Origin of the sequence: Streptacidiphilus sp. MAP12-16 (genome assembly GCF_041262165.1) — a bacterium.
Classification (GTDB): domain Bacteria; phylum Actinomycetota; class Actinomycetes; order Streptomycetales; family Streptomycetaceae; genus Streptacidiphilus.
This window is the reverse complement of record NZ_JBGCBY010000006.1, coordinates 24,614-40,648: the sequence shown is the minus strand read 5'-3', so window position 1 is coordinate 40,648 and position 16,035 is coordinate 24,614. Positions and strand designations below refer to the sequence as shown.

General features: G+C 72.7%; 16 protein-coding genes and 1 tRNA gene. 3 read left to right on the top strand and 14 right to left on the bottom strand.

The window, feature by feature from the left end; genetic code table 11:
• Window positions 1-109: 109 nt before the first annotated feature.
• The 3 genes from ABIA33_RS09250 to hemC all read left to right on the top strand — a co-directional run bounded on the left by ABIA33_RS09250 (window position 110) and on the right by hemC (window position 2,476).
• On the top strand, window positions 110-967 hold the full coding sequence (locus ABIA33_RS09250) for a 3-hydroxybutyryl-CoA dehydrogenase (RefSeq protein ID WP_370079158.1): 858 nt from the start codon (window positions 110-112) through the stop codon (window positions 965-967).
• Between the two features lie 113 nt (window positions 968-1,080).
• Window positions 1,081-1,158 (top strand) — tRNA-Met (locus ABIA33_RS09245).
• A 388-nt stretch (window positions 1,159-1,546) separates the two neighbouring features.
• On the top strand, window positions 1,547-2,476 hold the full coding sequence (gene hemC, locus ABIA33_RS09240; protein WP_370079156.1) for a hydroxymethylbilane synthase: 930 nt from the start codon (window positions 1,547-1,549) through the stop codon (window positions 2,474-2,476).
• Between the two features lie 20 nt (window positions 2,477-2,496).
• Here hemC and ABIA33_RS09235 read toward each other — a convergent pair whose 3' ends face one another.
• From ABIA33_RS09235 to ABIA33_RS09170, 14 genes are all read right to left on the bottom strand, one after another.
• On the bottom strand, window positions 2,497-2,898 hold the full coding sequence (locus tag ABIA33_RS09235) for a hypothetical protein (RefSeq protein ID WP_370079154.1): 402 nt from the start codon (window positions 2,896-2,898) through the stop codon (window positions 2,497-2,499).
• Window positions 2,899-2,992: 94 nt separating this feature from the next.
• A complete protein-coding gene (locus ABIA33_RS09230; protein ID WP_370079771.1) occupies window positions 2,993-3,496 on the bottom strand; it encodes an HD domain-containing protein in 504 nt (167 codons plus the stop codon).
• 37 nt (window positions 3,497-3,533) lie between these two features.
• On the bottom strand, window positions 3,534-4,010 hold the full coding sequence (locus ABIA33_RS09225) for a GNAT family N-acetyltransferase (RefSeq protein WP_370079152.1): 477 nt from the start codon (window positions 4,008-4,010) through the stop codon (window positions 3,534-3,536).
• A gap of 298 nt (window positions 4,011-4,308) precedes the next feature.
• Window positions 4,309-5,001 carry a hypothetical protein gene (locus ABIA33_RS09220; RefSeq protein WP_370079150.1) on the bottom strand — a complete coding sequence of 231 codons (693 nt, stop codon included), beginning with the start codon at window positions 4,999-5,001 and terminating at the stop codon, window positions 4,309-4,311.
• A 58-nt stretch (window positions 5,002-5,059) separates the two neighbouring features.
• Window positions 5,060-5,440, bottom strand: a complete 381-nt coding sequence (locus ABIA33_RS09215) for a hypothetical protein (protein ID WP_370079148.1) — start codon at window positions 5,438-5,440, stop codon at window positions 5,060-5,062.
• An 83-nt stretch (window positions 5,441-5,523) separates the two neighbouring features.
• On the bottom strand, window positions 5,524-6,510 hold the full coding sequence (locus ABIA33_RS09210; RefSeq protein ID WP_370079147.1) for a 2-dehydropantoate 2-reductase: 987 nt from the start codon (window positions 6,508-6,510) through the stop codon (window positions 5,524-5,526).
• A gap of 33 nt (window positions 6,511-6,543) precedes the next feature.
• Window positions 6,544-7,404, bottom strand: coding sequence for a HipA family kinase (locus ABIA33_RS09205; protein ID WP_370079769.1), 861 nt, complete (start codon window positions 7,402-7,404; stop codon window positions 6,544-6,546).
• Between the two features lie 136 nt (window positions 7,405-7,540).
• Window positions 7,541-7,996, bottom strand: a complete 456-nt coding sequence (locus ABIA33_RS09200) for a MarR family winged helix-turn-helix transcriptional regulator (protein ID WP_370079145.1) — start codon at window positions 7,994-7,996, stop codon at window positions 7,541-7,543.
• Window positions 7,997-8,090: 94 nt separating this feature from the next.
• Window positions 8,091-9,008: a carbohydrate kinase family protein gene (locus ABIA33_RS09195; protein WP_370079143.1), complete on the bottom strand. Its 918-nt coding sequence runs from the start codon at window positions 9,006-9,008 to the stop codon at window positions 8,091-8,093.
• Complete coding sequence (locus ABIA33_RS09190) at window positions 9,005-9,934, bottom strand: pseudouridine-5'-phosphate glycosidase (protein WP_370079141.1); 930 nt, start codon at window positions 9,932-9,934, stop codon at window positions 9,005-9,007. The genes ABIA33_RS09195 and ABIA33_RS09190 overlap by 4 nt, the downstream gene beginning before the upstream one ends.
• A 140-nt stretch (window positions 9,935-10,074) precedes the next feature.
• A complete protein-coding gene (pheT, locus tag ABIA33_RS09185) occupies window positions 10,075-12,609 on the bottom strand; it encodes a phenylalanine--tRNA ligase subunit beta (protein WP_370079139.1) in 2,535 nt (844 codons plus the stop codon).
• Complete coding sequence (gene pheS, locus ABIA33_RS09180; RefSeq protein ID WP_370079137.1) at window positions 12,609-13,718, bottom strand: phenylalanine--tRNA ligase subunit alpha; 1,110 nt, start codon at window positions 13,716-13,718, stop codon at window positions 12,609-12,611. The genes pheT and pheS overlap by 1 nt, the downstream gene beginning before the upstream one ends.
• A gap of 233 nt (window positions 13,719-13,951) precedes the next feature.
• Window positions 13,952-15,094: an ATP-binding protein gene (locus tag ABIA33_RS09175; RefSeq protein WP_370079135.1), complete on the bottom strand. Its 1,143-nt coding sequence runs from the start codon at window positions 15,092-15,094 to the stop codon at window positions 13,952-13,954.
• Between the two features lie 68 nt (window positions 15,095-15,162).
• Window positions 15,163-16,020, bottom strand: coding sequence for a TrmH family RNA methyltransferase (locus ABIA33_RS09170; protein ID WP_370079133.1), 858 nt, complete (start codon window positions 16,018-16,020; stop codon window positions 15,163-15,165).
• Between the last annotated feature and the right edge of the window lie 15 nt (window positions 16,021-16,035).

The following is a 16,035-nucleotide window of genomic DNA, read 5'->3' as shown; positions in this document are numbered from 1 at the left end:
CGGGGTCGGACACGCTGGGCCGGGCGGGGTAACGTCAGGTCCGCAGAGCCGCTGGTCGGTCACTCGGCGGACACGGACGAATTCTTTCGGTTTCTTTAAGGACATGGGTGTGAGCGACATCGCGCGGGTAGGGGTCGTCGGCTGCGGGCTGATGGGGTCGGGGATCGCGGAGGTCTTCGCGCGGGCGGGACTGGACGTCAAGGTCTCCGAGGCGGGCGGCGAGGCCCTGGAGCTGGGACGCACCCGGATCATCGGGTCGCTGGACACGGCGGTGCGACGCGGCAAGCTGAGCGAGGCGGACCGGGACACGGCTCTCGCCCGCATCTCCTTCACCACGGAGCTGTCCGACTTCGCCGACCGCGACCTGGTCATCGAGGCCGTCGCGGAGCGCGAGGACATCAAGGTCGCGATCTTCCAGACCCTGGACAAGGTCGTCGAGCGGCGCGACGCGATCCTGGCGTCCAATACCTCGTCCATCCCGATCGTGAAGCTGGCCTCGGCGACATCGCGGCCCGAGCAGGTCCTCGGTGTGCACTTCTTCAACCCGGCGCCGGTGCAGAAGCTCGTCGAGATCATCCCGACGCTCACCACCTCCGCCGAGACCGTCGCCCGCGCGGAGGCGTTCGCGCGCGAGGTCCTGGCCAAGGAGCCGATCCGGGCCCGGGACCGCGCCGGCTTCGTCGTCAACGCCCTGCTGGTGCCGTACCTGCTCTCGGCCGTCCGCATGTTCGAGTCCGGAGTGGCGACGGCGGAGGACATCGACAAGGGCATGGAGGCCGGCTGCGCGCACCCGATGGGTCCGCTGCGCCTGTGCGACCTGATCGGCCTGGACACCATCGTCTCCATAGCCGAGTCCATGTACCACGAGTACAAGGAGCCCCTGTACGCCGCGCCGCCGCTGCTGCAGCGCATGGTCGACGCGGGCCTCCTCGGCCGCAAGTCCGGCCGGGGCTTCTACCAGTACTGACCGCTCGCGCGGCCGCGTGACCCGTCCGTGTGGTCCGACCCGTGCCGGGGCCGGACCACACGGACGCGAAAAACCAGTCGCCCGCCAACAGGCGGCATCCGTAAGCTTTTCACAGCGGGATGGCGCAGTTCGGTCAGCGCGGGGGGCTCATAATCCTCAGGTCACGGGTTCAAATCCCGTTCCCGCCACCACGTGTCGAGCGCCGCGAAGCCCGCGGGGACCGGGCCCCGTGTGTCGGGTCCGGCCCCCATTGGGCGCGCCGTACTCGCGGTCACCACCATGGGTGGTCCGGTTGCGCACTCTCGACGATAGGGCGCGGCACTGACAGCCGAGACGCGAGCCGAGTCCGAGCGCCGGAACGGCGGCAACGGCTGCCAGTTCAAACCCGGCACTCCGGCACTGACGATGGACCAGCTCAAAGCGATCGCTGTCGCCCCCGTCTGGCGGGGCTGAGAAACCCTCGCGGGCTTGAGTCCCGTTCTCCGCGGGGCCCGTCCGCCGGCATACGCGGGCGGGCCGCCGGGCCGGGCGCAGAGGGGGGCGGCTACGCGGCCGCCGCGGACCCTCTACGCTGACTGCATGTCAGACCCTCAACTGATCCGCATCGGCGCCCGGTCCTCCCCCATGTCCCTGGCTCAGGTCGACCGGGTCCAAAGCGAACTCGCCGCCCGGCATCCCGACCTCCGGACCGAGGTCGTGCCGTTCACCACCAGCGGGGACCGCTGGTCCGGGGCCCTGGTCGACCTCGGCGGGAAGGGTGCCTTCACCCGGGAGCTCGACGAGGCCCTCCTCGCGGGGACGATCGACCTCGCCGTGCACTGCGTCAAGGACGTCCCCGGTGACCGCCCGGTCCCGCACGGGACGGTCTTCGCCGCCTACCTGCGGCGCGACGACATCCGCGACGCGCTGATCCACCCCGGTGGCCGCACCCTCGACCGACTTCCGCCCGGTACCCGGGTCGGCACCTCCTCGGTCCGGCGGGTCGCCCAACTCGCCCAGCGCTGGCCGCACCTGGAGACCGTGCCGATCCGGGGCAACGCCAACAGCAGGCTCGCCAAGCTCGACGAGGGCGTCGTGGACGCGCTGATGCTCGCCGTCTCCGGACTCGAACGGATCGGCCAGGCGGACCGGATCACCCAGATCCTGGGGGTCGAGGAGATGATGCCCGCCGTCGGCTCCGGCACCCTCGCCCTGCAGTCCCGCGCGGACGACCATGCCGTGATCGACGCCGTCGGCGCGCTCAACGACCCGGAGACGTTCCGGCAGACCACCGCCGAACGCATGCTGCTGCATGTCCTGCAGGGCCACTGCAACTCCCCGATCGCCGCGTTCGCCTCGACCGAGCCCGACGGCAGGCTCTCACTGCGCGCCCGCGTGTTCTCCCCCGACGGGAAGACCACGCTGGACGCCCACGAGTGGGACCGCAACGCCATGGCGCTCGGCACCTCCGTCGCGGCGACCCTGCTGCGTCAGGGCGCGCACGAGGTCATCAACGCCATCCCGCACTGACGGCCCGGAGGGCGCTCCGCTCAGACGCGCACCTCGACGAAGCCGTGCTCGAACCGGGTGCCGCACCGGTTCGTCGGGGCGTCCTCGTGCATCGTGACCTCCACGACCACGGGGGCGCCCGTGGTGTTCGCGTAGGGCCTGCCCTCCCCGCCGCGCATCTGCATCCAGCCGACCTGGGTCCGGCCTGCGGCGGCGTCCTGGTACACCGTGAACAGCGTCGGACCGCCGTTGCCGATGCCGACCCACAGGTAGCCGCCGGGCGGCACCAGCACCGTTGGCGCGCACTGGAGTTCGCCCGAGTACGGGACGTCGCAGGCCCAGTCCTCGTGGACCAGGAGCAGGTCCGCGTGGGCCGGCGTCGCCAGGGCGAGGCTCGCCGCGACGAGGAGACCGACGGTGCAGGAGTTCAGGCGTGTGCGCATGGATGTCCCATCTCCATGGCCTGACCGCTTGAGTCGGCCCGGCCGCACGGACCACCCGTACGGGCGACTACGCTCACCTCGCACACCCCCTGCGTCAGCCGAACGCGGCCAGCAGCGCCGGGTTCACAATGCCGAGGATCGCCACCACGTCCTCGCGCGAGGCCGCCGGCCACAGGACTCCGCGGGCGCCGGCGTACTTGGCGGCGAGGCGCTCGCGTTCGTCGGCCCGGAGCCGGGCCGCCCGCTCGGGAAGGCTGTTGTGCGCGTTGTCGGCAATCTTCAGCAGGCAGGCGGAGTGGTCCATGACGATCCCTCGCAGCATCTCCTGATAGGAGGTCCCGGGCTGGTTGGTGACCCGGCGGACCACTGCGACGACAGTCGGGGGCACTCCGGCGGCGAGCAACTCCTCGGCGGTGACGGGGGTGTCCTCCAGCGTGTCGTGGAGCAGCCCGGCCATCTGCAGGCCCGCTCCGAACGGAGCCAGGCCGCGGGCGACAGCGCGGACGTGCTCCACGTACGGCACCCCGACCTTGTCGAACTGCCCGGCGTGCGCCCGGGCGGCGATGGTGTCCACGTCCGCGAGGGTGAGTGCTGTCATCGTCGTCATGCCTCCGCGTGCGGGGGGGGTGAACGGGTCAGCGCCGCAGCGCCAGAGCGGTGCCGTGGCAGTCCGTAAATCCGAGCTCGCGGTACAGCGCCTCGCCGTACTCGCTGGCGTGCAGGTCGACGCGGGGCACCTCACGGTCGTCGAACCAGTCGAGCAGCGCGCGCATCGCGGCCCGCGAGAAGCCGCGGCGGCGCCAGCGCGGATCGGTGCAGACGCCGTAGACGTAGCCGGCCCGGCCCGAGGGGTTGTGGGGGCTGGGCAGCCGCTCGGTGATCACGCCGATCACACTCGCGGCCAGGCCGGAGCCGTCGGGGGCGTCGACGACGAAGGCCGCCGTCGTCGCGTCCGGGTCGCTCAACCAGCGGTTCAGCCTCAGCAGGGTCTCCGCCGTCCACGGGCCGTCCTCGTAGGGGCCGAACAGGGTGGTGACCATGACCTCGCGGAGGCGGGCTATCTCGGCCTCGTCCCCGGGTACGCCGCGACGGGTCTTCACTGCGTCATCCATGCCTCAGGATCTTTGCATCCCTCTGGTGCGCCCTGGGCGGCGGGTTGCGACTCGCGCCGCCCAGGGCGCTCTCACCATGTCACGTACACGACACTATGGGACGCCTCTGACCTGGCGGAAAGCCGCCCGTCACCCACCCGCCACCCGATCCGGCGGCCTGAGAACTGACTTAATCCTGGCAGAAATAGATCTGATCGGGCGTCAACAGCAGCCCCTCGGATGCATCATGGTTCATGCGGCGGGCCGCTCCCGCCGCACAGTGGGCCCTCCGCGCATCCCCCGACGCGGAGGGCCCGCGTCAGTTCGTGTCGGCACTCCCGGCGGCGACCGCCCCGGCCGCGAGACCGAGCCGGGACTCCGCGGTCACCCAGTCCGAGGCGATCGCCTGCTGCGCGTCGGCGAGTCGGACCTTCCCGTCGCACACCGCCGTGTGCAGCGTCGTCTCCACAGCGTCCTTGGGATTGTTGACGCCGTCACCCGACTTGTGTCCGGGCGACGGCGGTTCCAGCCACAGGTTCCTCGGGTCGTCCGGATCGCCGCCCAGGGACAGCGGGACGAGGTGGTCGTACTCGGCGTCGGACATCGCGCCGGAGTATCCGTAGGAGGCGGCGTTCTTCCGCTTCTCCACGTCCGTGACCGACGCCGGGGGCCGGATGCCGCGCGTGTAGCCGCCCTTGCGGCAGATCGTGGTGGCGATCGTCGCCTGCGTCACGGCGGGCGAGAGCAGCCCCGGCGTGCAGGACGAGTCCGGCAGGGGCTGGCCCCCGTCGGCGCGGAAGTGACAGGACCCGGCGGGCGGCTGGACCTGGACGTGGTACGTGCCCTGCGGCCCTGGGCCCAGCGCCGGCGGGCCGGTGCCGGTGGCGTGTCCCGTGGCCGTGCTGCCGGAACTGGCTGACGCGGCGTCAGCGGACGTGCCCGGATGCGTGCTGGAGCAGCCGGTGACGGCCGCGAGCAGGAGTAACGGCACGGCGAGGATGGTTTGGCGCACAGCTGAGCCCTCCGTGTCGATCGCGGGCGGAACGTGGAGCGGATCGGCGTCCGGGGAGTCAGTGGCCGAAGAGGTGGAGGGTGCGGCCCCGGCGCTTGGTCAGGACCGTGGCCTCCGTCCCGTCTCTCCCGTCGGTCGCGTCGGTCACCGCGGCGGCCGCGGCCGCTCGGGCGGCGACCTTGCGCTCGCGCCGCGCGGCACGAAGTTCCGCGCTCCGGCGGCGTTCTCGCCTGGCGCCGACCGTGGTCAGCGCCAGCGACACGCAGAACACGAGCGCCAGCGCGGCACCGGCCAGGAACGCCCCGAGCGTGCTGAGGGTGGTGAGATGGTGGCCGAACAAGGTTACTGCGTACTGGGGTCCCCCGCCGAGATTGTCCGCGATCAGCACCGTCGTGAAGGCGGCCGACCCACCGAGCAGGAGCAGTCCGAGTACCAACATGGCACACGCCCTTTCTGTTAGGCATCTGCCGCTGCGCCTACCCCCATCCCTGCTCTGCTAACGGCCTGCGATCCAACGCGCCGTCACGCAAGCCCCCGTACCCGGGCGCTGAGCCGGGTGAGCCCGAGCAGGGCGTCGATGGTGGGCGTCGGGACGCCCACGATGCCGCCGATCTCCCGCACCGAGCCGACGAGGGCGTCGAGTTCGAGCCTGCGACCCGCCTCGGCGTCCTGCAGCATCGACGTCTTGACCAGGCCGAGCCGGCGGGTGACCTGACTCCGGTCCTCCGGGCGCTCCGCGACGGGGCAGCCGATGCGGTCGCCGATCTCTGCGGCCTCGCGCATCGCGGCGTGGCAGAAGGCCATGACCAGCTCGTCGTCGAGGATGAGGTCGCCGGTCGCGCCGGTGAGGGCGGAGACCGGGTTCATGGTCATGTTGCCCCAGAGCTTGTACCAGATGTCCTTCTGGATCCCGGTGGAGACAGTGGCGTCGAAGTCCGCCTTGCGCAGCAGCGCCGCCAGCTCGCGGACACGCGGCGAGTCGGTGTTGTCCGGCTCGCCGAGGATCAGTCCCGCACCCCGGTGGTGCCGTACCAGCCCCGGCTCGGGAACGCTGCAACTGACGTGCACGACGCAGCCGATGACGTTTCGGGTCGGCACGGTCGCCGCGATCCGCCCGTCCGGGTCGACGCTCGTCAGCCGCCGGCCCTCGCACGGTCCGCCGAAGCCGTCGAAGAACCACCAGGGCACACCGTTCATCGCCGCGACCACGGCGGTGTCCGGACCTACCAGCGGTCCGAGACTGTCGAGCGCGGAACCGAGCGAGTGCGCCTTGACGGCGAGCACCACCACGTCCTGGATCCCGAGTTCGGCCGGGTCCGCAACCGCGTGCACGGGCGCCGAGGTGAGCACGTCGCCCTCGGCACCCGCCGACTCCAACCGCCAGCCGTGCTCGCGCAGGGACGCGAGCGTCGCACCCCGCGCGAGGGCGGAGGTCTCCACTCCCGAGGCGGCGAGCCGCGCACCGATGAACCCGCCGACCGCCCCTGCTCCCAGCACACAGATCCGCATGGGAAGAACCTAACCTGCCGCCGCCGAAACGGGTCAACCCCGGACGTGCTGCAGCCAGGCCGGCCGGCCGGCGAGCGTGGCAGCGACCCGCCTGGCCTCGGCCTCGGCGAGCTCCTCGGCGGTCGCGAACCCGTCCGGCAGCCAGTCGGCGGAGCGGGCCGCACGACCGGCCAGGTGCGCGACGTACGCGTCCCGCAGCTGTTCCGGCGACTCGAAGCCGGGCTCGCCCTCCAGCCACTCGTCCGGGACGAGGCCGACGACCTCGCGCAGCAGCTCTTCGGTGACCAGCGGCGCGAGCGCGGCGTCGGCGGCGCCCAGGTCGGGGCGGAAAGCGCCCAGGGCGTGATCGGTCATCGGGTAGCGTCTGGCGACAGCCTCGTCGGCGGCGGACCAGCGGTGGTGGAAGATCAGCGCCGCACCGTGGTCAATCAACCAGAGCCGCTGGTGCCACACCATCAGATTCGGGCTGTGGACGGTCCGGTCCACGTTGCCGACCAGCGCGTCGAACCACACCACCCGCCCGGCCTCAGCCGGCGACACCGTCACCGTCTGCGGAGCGAAGTCCAGCGCCCGCGGGAGGAAGTCCATGCCGAGGTTGAGCCCCGCGCTTGCCCGCAGCAGGTCCTGCACCTCCCGGTCCGGCTCCCCCGCCGCGACCTGCGGGTCGAACCGCACCCGCACCAGCTCGGGGACGCGCAGCCCGAGCCGCCGTCCCAGCTCGCCCACGATGACCTCGGCGACGAGGGCCTTGCGCCCCTGCGCGGCCCCGGTGAACTTCACCACGTACGTGCCCAGGTCGTCGGTCTCCACGACGCCCGGCACGGAGCCGCCGCTGCGCAGAGGCGTGAGGTAGTTCAGTGCCGACACCTCGGCCAGTTCCGCCCTCGGCTGCATCTGGGCCACCTCTCGTCCTCCTCGCACGCCTCGTCCGCGGCTTCGTGGACCTGCCGGACCTGCCGGACCGGGCCACAGCCCCGGGCCGCCGCCCAGCATGAGCTCCGCCACTCGCCAGCCCGCCGCGTCCAGCAGCTCAACCACGGCCGAGCCCCGCCGATTCCCCGCCGCCCAGCGCGGCGAGCAGCTCCGAGAGCTGGTCGATGCCCCCGCCTCCGCCCCAGCGATCACCCGCGAAGACGTCGTCGGCGACCTCCTCGGCGGTGGCCAGCATGTCGACCAGCCGCTCCCGCCCGGTTGCGGTCAGCGCCGCGTACGCCACCCGCGCGTCGCGCGGGTCCGGTTCGCGTACCACCAGGCCGATCCGCTCCAGCGGAACCAGGCCGCGGGTGACCCCGGACGCGGACAGTCCCAGCGCCTGCGCGAGGTCCACTCGGCGCATCCGCCCGCCCTGCGCCCGGCCGAGCTGGATCAGCACCATCAGGTCGGCGAAGCTGACGCCGTGCAGCCCGGAGAGCCGGGCGTCGAACCTCCTGACCAGGGCCGTCTGCGCCCGCACCAGCTTCAGCGACAGCTCAAGCGCCTCGCTCATACCGGTCACCCCTTGCTGCTCGTCCGGACCTGCCCGGCCCTCATCTGCCCCCCACGGTAACAGATACTTGAGCACTCAAGGAGTGGTGGAGTTCCTAGGCCGGCCCAGGTCGTCCCCCGACGACCCGCACCGCCTCCGCGCCGCTGCGGCATCCCGCGGCCGCCGCTTCGAGCGGCCTCGCCCCGGCGAGGAGGGCGGCGAGGAATCCACCCGCGAAGGCGTCGCCTGCTCCGGTGCTGTCGAGCGGCGTGGCGACCGGATCGCAGACGGCAGGGACCGCGTCGAGCAGGACGCCGCGGTCCGCGAGCAGCACCCCGGACGCGCCGAGCTTCAGCGCCACCAGGCAGCGACACTCGGCGCTGAGCCGCAGCGCCGCGTCGGCCGGATCGACGGCGCCGGTGAGGATCCGCGCCTCGTCCAGGTTCGGGAGCAGCACGTCCGCACCTGCGAGCAGCGCCAGGAATCGTGCGACGCCGAACTCCCGCAGGAAGCCGACCGACGCCGGGTCGATGCTCACAGCGATCCCCCGGAGCCTCGCCCGTTCGACGGCAAGCGCCGCCAGCGCCCGCCCGGCCTCGGCGAAGAGCAGGTACGCGGAGAGGTGGAGCCGCCCGGCACCGTCCAGCAGCGAAGCGTCCCAGTCGTCGGGTCCCAGCTCTCCGCTCGCGCCGCGATCGGTGACCATCGTGCGCTCGCCGGCCGCGTCCACCAGGGCGATCACGACGGCGGTGGGCCGAACCGGGTCGACCCGCAGCACGGGTCGCACCCCGTCCCGTAGCAGCGCCTCCCGGTGCCAGGTCGCGGCGTCGGCGCCGACCCGGGCGAGCAGGCGCACGTTCGCCCCGGCGCGGGCGGCCCAGGCCGCGGTGTTGGCTGCGGAGCCGCCGGGGCGCACGGAGACGGCGGCCGCCGTGTCGGTGTCCGGGGTCAGCGGTTTGCCGTGCAGGGCGACGACGTCGGTGACCAGGTCGCCGACGACCAGCAGTCCGGCGGCGGCGGTGTCCGGGCTCATCCGCGGTCTGTCGGGACCGCGCAGCAGCAGGCGATCTCCGCCGCGAGCGCCACGTTTCCCCGCACCGCGGCGAGGTTCGCCTCCAGCGACGCACCGGCCGTGTGCTCCACCAGGTAGCCCAGCAGATAGGGGGTGACTGCCTGCCCGGTGACCCCCTCCCGCTCGGCCGCCTGCAGTGCCTCGGCGAGGATCCGGTCGTGCAGGGCCGGGTCGAGCTGCTCGGCCTCCGCGACCGGGTTGGCGACGATCAGCGCGGACCGCGGTTCGCCGAGGGCGACCTGTGCCCGCATGACCGCCGCGACCTGCTCCGGGGTGTCGACCGTCCAGTCCACCGGAAGCCCCGAGCTGCGCAGGTAGAAGCCGGGGAACATGGCTGTGCGGTAGCCGATGACGCCCACGCTCAGCGTCTCCAGCCGCTGCAGGGTCGCCGGCACGTCCAGGATCGACTTCACGCCCGCGCACACCACCGTGATCGGCACCCGCGCCAGCAGGCCCAGGTCGGCGGACTCGTCCTGCGTGGTCACCCAGTCGCGGTGCACTCCGCCCAGCCCGCCCGTGGCGAACACGTCGATGCCGGCCACGGCGGCGAGGAACGCTGTCGCGGACACCGTCGTCGCGCCGCTGGCGCCGCTCGCCAGCGCCGGCGCCAGGTCGCGGTGGCCGAGCTTGCGCATCCCGTCGTCGTTGGCGATCCGCTCCAACTGCCGCTTGTCCAGGCCGACCAGCGGCTCCCCGTCCAGGACCGCGATGGTCGCGGGCACGGCGCCGCCCGCGCGGACGACCGCCTCCAGGTCCCGCGCGACCTCCAGGTTCCGGGGGCGCGGCAGACCGTGGGAGATGATCGTGGATTCCAGGGCGACCACCGGAAGCCCCAGCTCCAGGGCTTCGCGGACCTCCTCGGACATGCGTATCGGGGATTGCGACATCAGTGCGATCGACCTCCAGGAGTGGACTGCCTTCTGCTCCTGATCCTGTCGTGCGCCGACCCGCCTCAAACCGACGGCGTCCGTCCTCCCCGCAGGAAGCGGGGAGGACGGACGCCGAATGGACGCGCTCCGCCAGGGTGTCAGCCGCGCAACAAGGCCCCCGTGCGGGCGACCGCCTCGGCGATGGCCGCCTCTCGGGCGGCGCTCGCCTCCTCCGCCGTCAGGGTGCGGTCGGCGGCGCGGAAGCGCAGCGCGTACGCGAGCGACTTCCGGCCCTCGCCGATCTGCTCGCCGGTGTAGACGTCGAACAACCGCAGCGACTCCAGCAGCGGTCCGGCGCCGGCCAGCAGCGCCGCCTCGACCTCGGCGGCCGGGACGGAGGCGTCGACGACCAGGGCGACGTCCTGGGTGGCGACCGGGAAGGTGGAGATCTTCGGCGCCCCGACCGGGCGGGCGCCGCCGGCCGTGAGCTCGTTGATGTCCAGCTCCATCGCGCAGGTGCGCTCCGGCAGGTGCAGCGCCTTGACGACGCGCGGGTGCAGCTCGCCGGCGTGGCCGACCAGACGCTCCCCGCCGTACTCGTCGACGGCCCAGAGTGCGGCGCAGCGGCCCGGATGCCAGGGCGCGTGCTGGTCCTGGCGGACGGTCAGCTCGACGCCCGCCGCAGCGGCGACCGTGCGGGCTGACTCGATCGCGTCGGCCCAGGTCGCGGTGCGGCTTCCGCCCCACCAGCCGGCGGGCTCGCGGGAGCCGGCCAGGACGGTCGCGACGCGGTGCGGCTGGCGTGGCAGCGCGGCATCGAGCCGGGCGATCTCCTCGTCGGTGGGACGGCGGTCCACCGGCAGGCGCGGGGCCTGGAACAGCGAGTCCCCGGTGCCGTCGACGCGGAAGACCAGACCCTGCTCAAACAGCGCCACGTCCGTCGCGCCCCGGCCGACATTGCGGCGCAGGGCCGCGAGCAGGCCCGGCAGCAGCGTGGTGCGCAGCGCCGGCTCCTCGTCGGAGATGGGGTTGGCGAGCTGCACGGTCTGACGGCGCGGGTCGTCCGTGTCCAGGCCGAGGGCGTCGAGGACGGCGTCCCCGAGGAAGGGGTAGTTCAGCACCTCGACGTATCCGGCGCTCGCCAGCGCGATGCCGGTGCGCCGGCGCAGCCGCTGTGCCTCGGTCAGGCCGCGCCCGGCCGGGACCTTGGGCAGCGTGGACGGCAGCTCCTCGTAGCCCTCGAGCCGGATGACCTCCTCCGCGAGGTCGTTGGGGTCGGTGAGGTCGGGCCGCCAGCTCGGCGGGGTGACCACCAGGACGTCCCCGCCGACGACCGTGCAGCCGACCTGCTGGAGCCGGCGGACCACGGTCTCGCGGCCGTACTCCGTGCCCGCGACGCGGTCGGGGTGGTCGGCGGCGATGGTGATGCTGTGGACCGGGTGCGGGGCCGCGATGTCGGTGACGCCCGCCTCGGCGGTGCCCCCGGCGACCAGGACCAGCAGGTCCACTGCGCGCTGCGCGGCGGCCTTGGCGGCCTCCGGGTCGACGCCGCGCTCGAAACGCTTGGACGCCTCGGAGGGCAGCTTGTGCCGGCGCGCGGTCCGGGCGATCGAGACCGGCGCGAAGTGCGCGGCCTCGATGACGATCTCGGTGGTGCCGATGATCCGGCCGGTCTCCGGGTCGTAGACCGGCTCGGCGATCTCGGTACCGGCTCCGCCCATGACCCCCGCCAGACCGATCGGCCCGGAGTTGTCGCAGATCAGCAGGTCCTCGGGGTCGAGCACCCGCTCCACGTCGTCGAGCGTGCGCAGCTTCTCGCCCGCCTCGGCGCGGCGGACCGTGATCGGCCCGTCGATCCGCGAGCGGTCGTAGGCGTGCAGCGGCTGGCCGAGCTCCAGCATCACGTAGTTGGTGACGTCGACGGCCAGGGAGATGGAACGCATCCCGGCCTTCTGGATGCGGCGCTGCAGCCACAGCGGGGAGATGGCGTCCGGCTCCAGGCCGACCACGCTGCGGGCCACGAAGCGGTCGCAGCCGGTCGGGTCGAGGACCTTGACCAGCGGGCCGTAGGAGTTGGCCGGGGGCACGTCGATCAGCGCGGGGTCGCTCAGCGGCAGCCCGTACGCGATGGCCGTCTCGCGAGCCACGCCGCGCAGCGACAGGCAGTAGCCGCGGTCGGCGGTGACGGCGATGTCGAGGACCTCGTCGACGAGTTCCAGCAGCTCGATGGCGTCGGTGCCTGGCTCGAACTCCGGCGGCAGCACGATGATGCCGTCATGGTCGTCGCCCATGCCCAGCTCGCGGGCCGAGCAGATCATGCCCTCGGAGGTGTGGCCGTAGGTCTCGCGGGCGGCGATGGGGAACGGGCCGGGGAGGACCGCGCCGGGCAGCACCACGACGACCTTGTCGCCCTCGACGAAGTTCCGCGCGCCGCAGACGATGTTCTGCGGGCGGCCGTGGCCGTTTGCGTCGCCGACGTCGACCTGGCAGTAGCGGATGGGCTTCTTGAAGCCGGTGAGCTCCTCGATGGCGAGGACCTCGCCGACGACCAGCGGGCCCTTGAGGTCGGCGCCGAGCTGCTCGACGGCCTCGACCTCGAGTCCGGCCCGGACCAGCCTGGTGGCCAGGTCGCGGCCGGTCTCACCTGCGGGCAGGTCGACGTACTCCCGCAGCCAGGAAAGCGGGACGCGCATCAGATCTCCATCCCGAACGGAAGGGTGAAACGCACGTCACCCTCCACGATGTCTCGCATGTCTTCGACGTTGTGACGGAACATCAGCAGTCGCTCGATGCCGAAGCCGAACGCGAACCCGCTGTACTTGTTGGGGTCGATCCCGCAGGCGATCAGCACGCGCGGGTTGACCATGCCGCAGCCGCCGAGCTCGATCCAGCCCTCGGAGGAGCAGGTGCGGCAGGGGCGGTCCGGGTTGCCGACGGATTCGCCGCGGCAGGAGAAGCACACCATGTCCATCTCGGCGGACGGCTCGGTGAAGGGGAAGTAGTTGGGACGCAGACGCGTCGTCATGCCCTCGCCGAACAGCGCGACGACCATGTGGTCGAGGGTGCCCTTGAGGTCGGCCATGGTCAGGCCCTCGTCCACGGCCAGGAGTTCGATCTGGCTGAAGACCGGGGTGTGGGTGGCGTCCAGCTCGTCGGAGCGGAACACCCGGCCCGGGCAGACCACGTAGACCGGCGGCTCGGACGCGGCGAGCATGGAGCGGATCTGCACGCCCGAGGTGTGGGTGCGCAGAACGACGGAGTCGGCGTCCTTGAGGAAGAAGGTGTCCTGGGTGGACCGGGCGGGGTGGTCCGGGCCCATGTTGAGGGCGTCGAAGTTCAGCCACTCGGCCTCGACCTCGGGACCCTCGGCGACGGCGTAGCCCATGGCCGTGAAGATCTCACCGAGACGCTCGGAGAGGGTCGTCAGCGGGTGCCGGCCGCCGCGCGCGGCGCGGTCGTACGGGAGAGTGACATCCACGGCCTCCTCGGTGAGCACGCGGGCGTCCCGCTCTGCCTCGAGCTCGACCCGGCGCTCGGCCAGCGCCTTGTTGACGGCGCCCCGGGCCTGGCCGACCCGCTTGCCGGCCTCGGCCTTGGCCTGCGGCGGCAGCGCGCCGATCTCCCGGTTGGCCAGCGCCAGCGGGGAACGGTCCCCGGTGTGGGCGACCTTGGCCTCGTGCAGCGCGTCGAGGTCGGCGGCGGCGGCGAACGCGGCCAGGGCCTCGTCGCGGAGCCGCTCGATCTCTTCGGGCTTCAGTGCCTCGACCTCGACCGGGTCGTAGGACTTGTTCGGTGCGGACATCTCTCTCTTCCCGTGCTCCTGCGTGGTTCGTGCTCGGGGCGGCAACCTGCGTTCGTACCCGGCCGCACGCAGTCCTGCGGCGGGCATCCGTGGCCCCGGGCCGGGGTGGGGTGTCCGCGGCGGGGCCGCGAGTGGCATCGCACGATGCCAAGGGCCGAGTCTACCGGGACCTGCGAACGGTGTTTTCAGCCCGCGGAATCTCGGGTGGACGGTCTGGTCAGGCCATGAACTGCTCAGGCCATGAAGTCCGGGATGCCCGCGGGCAGGATAAATCGGAACCTGGCCCCGCCGCCGGGGGCGCGGTCCACGGCGATGGCGCCGCCGTGGGCCTCGACGATGCCCTTGACGATGTAGAGGCCCAGGCCGGTGCCGCCGCGCTTGCTGCCGCGCCAGAAGCGGGTGAAGACGCGCGGGATGGACTCCTCGGGGATGCCGGGGCCCTGGTCGCTCACCGTCACCGCCGTCCCTTCGCGCAGCTGGCCGGGAGCGAGGACCGCCCGCTCCGACTGGACCTCGATGGTGACAGTTCCCTCGCCGTGGCGCACCGCGTTTTCCAGCAGGTTGCCCAGCACCTGGTCGACCTTGTCGGCGTCGGCCCACAGCGGCGGCAGGGGCTCGTGGACCCGGATCACGAAGCGCTCCGGGGCGACGCCGGCGGCGATCTTCCCGTCCACGTGGCGGCGCAGCGCGGCGGGGAGGTCGATCTTCTGGCGTCGGATCTCCAGCCGGCCGGCGTCGATCCTGGAGATGTCGAGGAGTTCGGCGATCAGGCGGGTGACCCGGTTGGCGTCCGCGTCGACCGTCTCCAGCATCAGCTTCTTCTGGTCGTCGGTGAACCGCTCCCACTTCTGCAGCAGGGTCGCGGTGAAGCCCTTGACGCTGGTCAGCGGGGAACGCAGCTCGTGCGCGACGGTGGCGATCAGCTCGGCGTGGCTGCGCTCGGTCCGCCGGCGCGCCTCGGTGCCGCGCAGGGCGACGACGACGTGCTGGACCGGCCCGGTGCCCCCGCCCGCGCGCAGGTAGCGGGCGGAGACCAGCACCTCGCGGCCGCCAGGGAGCAGCAGGTTGCGTTCGGGCTGGCCGGTGTTGATCCGCAGGCCGCCGTAGGGGTCGGTGAGCTGCCACCAGCGGCGCCCCTCCAGGTCCTCCAGCGGCAGCGCCTCGGCAAGGGGGCGGCCGAGCGCCTCGGCGGCAGTGATCCCGCTGATCCGGGCGGCGGCGGAGTTGAAGCAGACCACGCGACCGTCGGCGTCGGCGACGACCAGGCCGTCCGGCAGGTCCTCGGGGTCGATCCGAGCGAGGTCTGACGAGGCGGTGCCCTCGACCCTGGGCGCGGCGGCCTGCGCGACGAGCCGCACCTGCTGCGTCTCGGTCATGGCCACCCTCCCCTCCGGACGCCGCCGCTCACGGTTCGGCCCCGTTGGTCACACTAGCGAATCCAGCGCTACCCGCGGCACCCGCCGGAGCCTCGTTGGGCGCGGGCGGAGGCATAGAGGCAGACGGCCGCGGCCGTGGCGAGGTTGAGGCTCTCGGCGTGGCCGTGGATGGGAACACGTACGACCTCGTCGGCGAGGGCGCGGGTGGCCTCGGGCAGACCCCACGCCTCGTTGCCGAAGACCCAGGCGGTTGGCCCGCCGAGGCTGCCATCGTCGAGTTCCGCGTCCAGGTCGCGCTCCCCCGCGCCGTCGGCGGCCAGGATCCGGACCCCGGCGGCGCGCAGCCCCGCGACGGCCTGCTCCACCGGGACGCCCACCGCGACCGGGAGGTGGTAGAGGCTGCCGACGGAGGCGCGGACGGCCTTGGGGTTGTAGAGGTCCACCGAGGCGTCGGTGAGGACGACCGCGTCCGCCCCGGCGGCGTCGGCCGTGCGCAGCACCGTCCCGGCGTTGCCCGGGTCGCGGACGTGAGCGAGGACGGCGACCAGCTTGGGGCGGGCGGCCAGGACCTGCTCGAAGGTCGAGTCGACAAATCGGCAGACCGCGACGACGCCCTGCGGGGTGACCGTCTGGCAGACCGCCTCGATGACCTCGTCCGTCGCGGTGAGAACCGGAACCCGGGCGGCCCGGGCCTCGGCCAGCAGTCCGGCATGCCGCTCGGCGGCCTCCACCGTGGTGTAGATCTCCACGACCGCGTGTTCGCCGCCGGGGATCGTCCCATAGGCCACGGCCTCCCGGACGGCCTGCGGGCCCTCGGCGATGAAGCGGCGCTCCTTGCCCCGCTGGGCGCGGCGGGACAGGCGGCGGGCGGCACTGACCCTCGGCGAGCGCAGCGAGGTGAGCTCAGGGGACGGCTGCAGGGGCATCGCGGTTCTCACTTC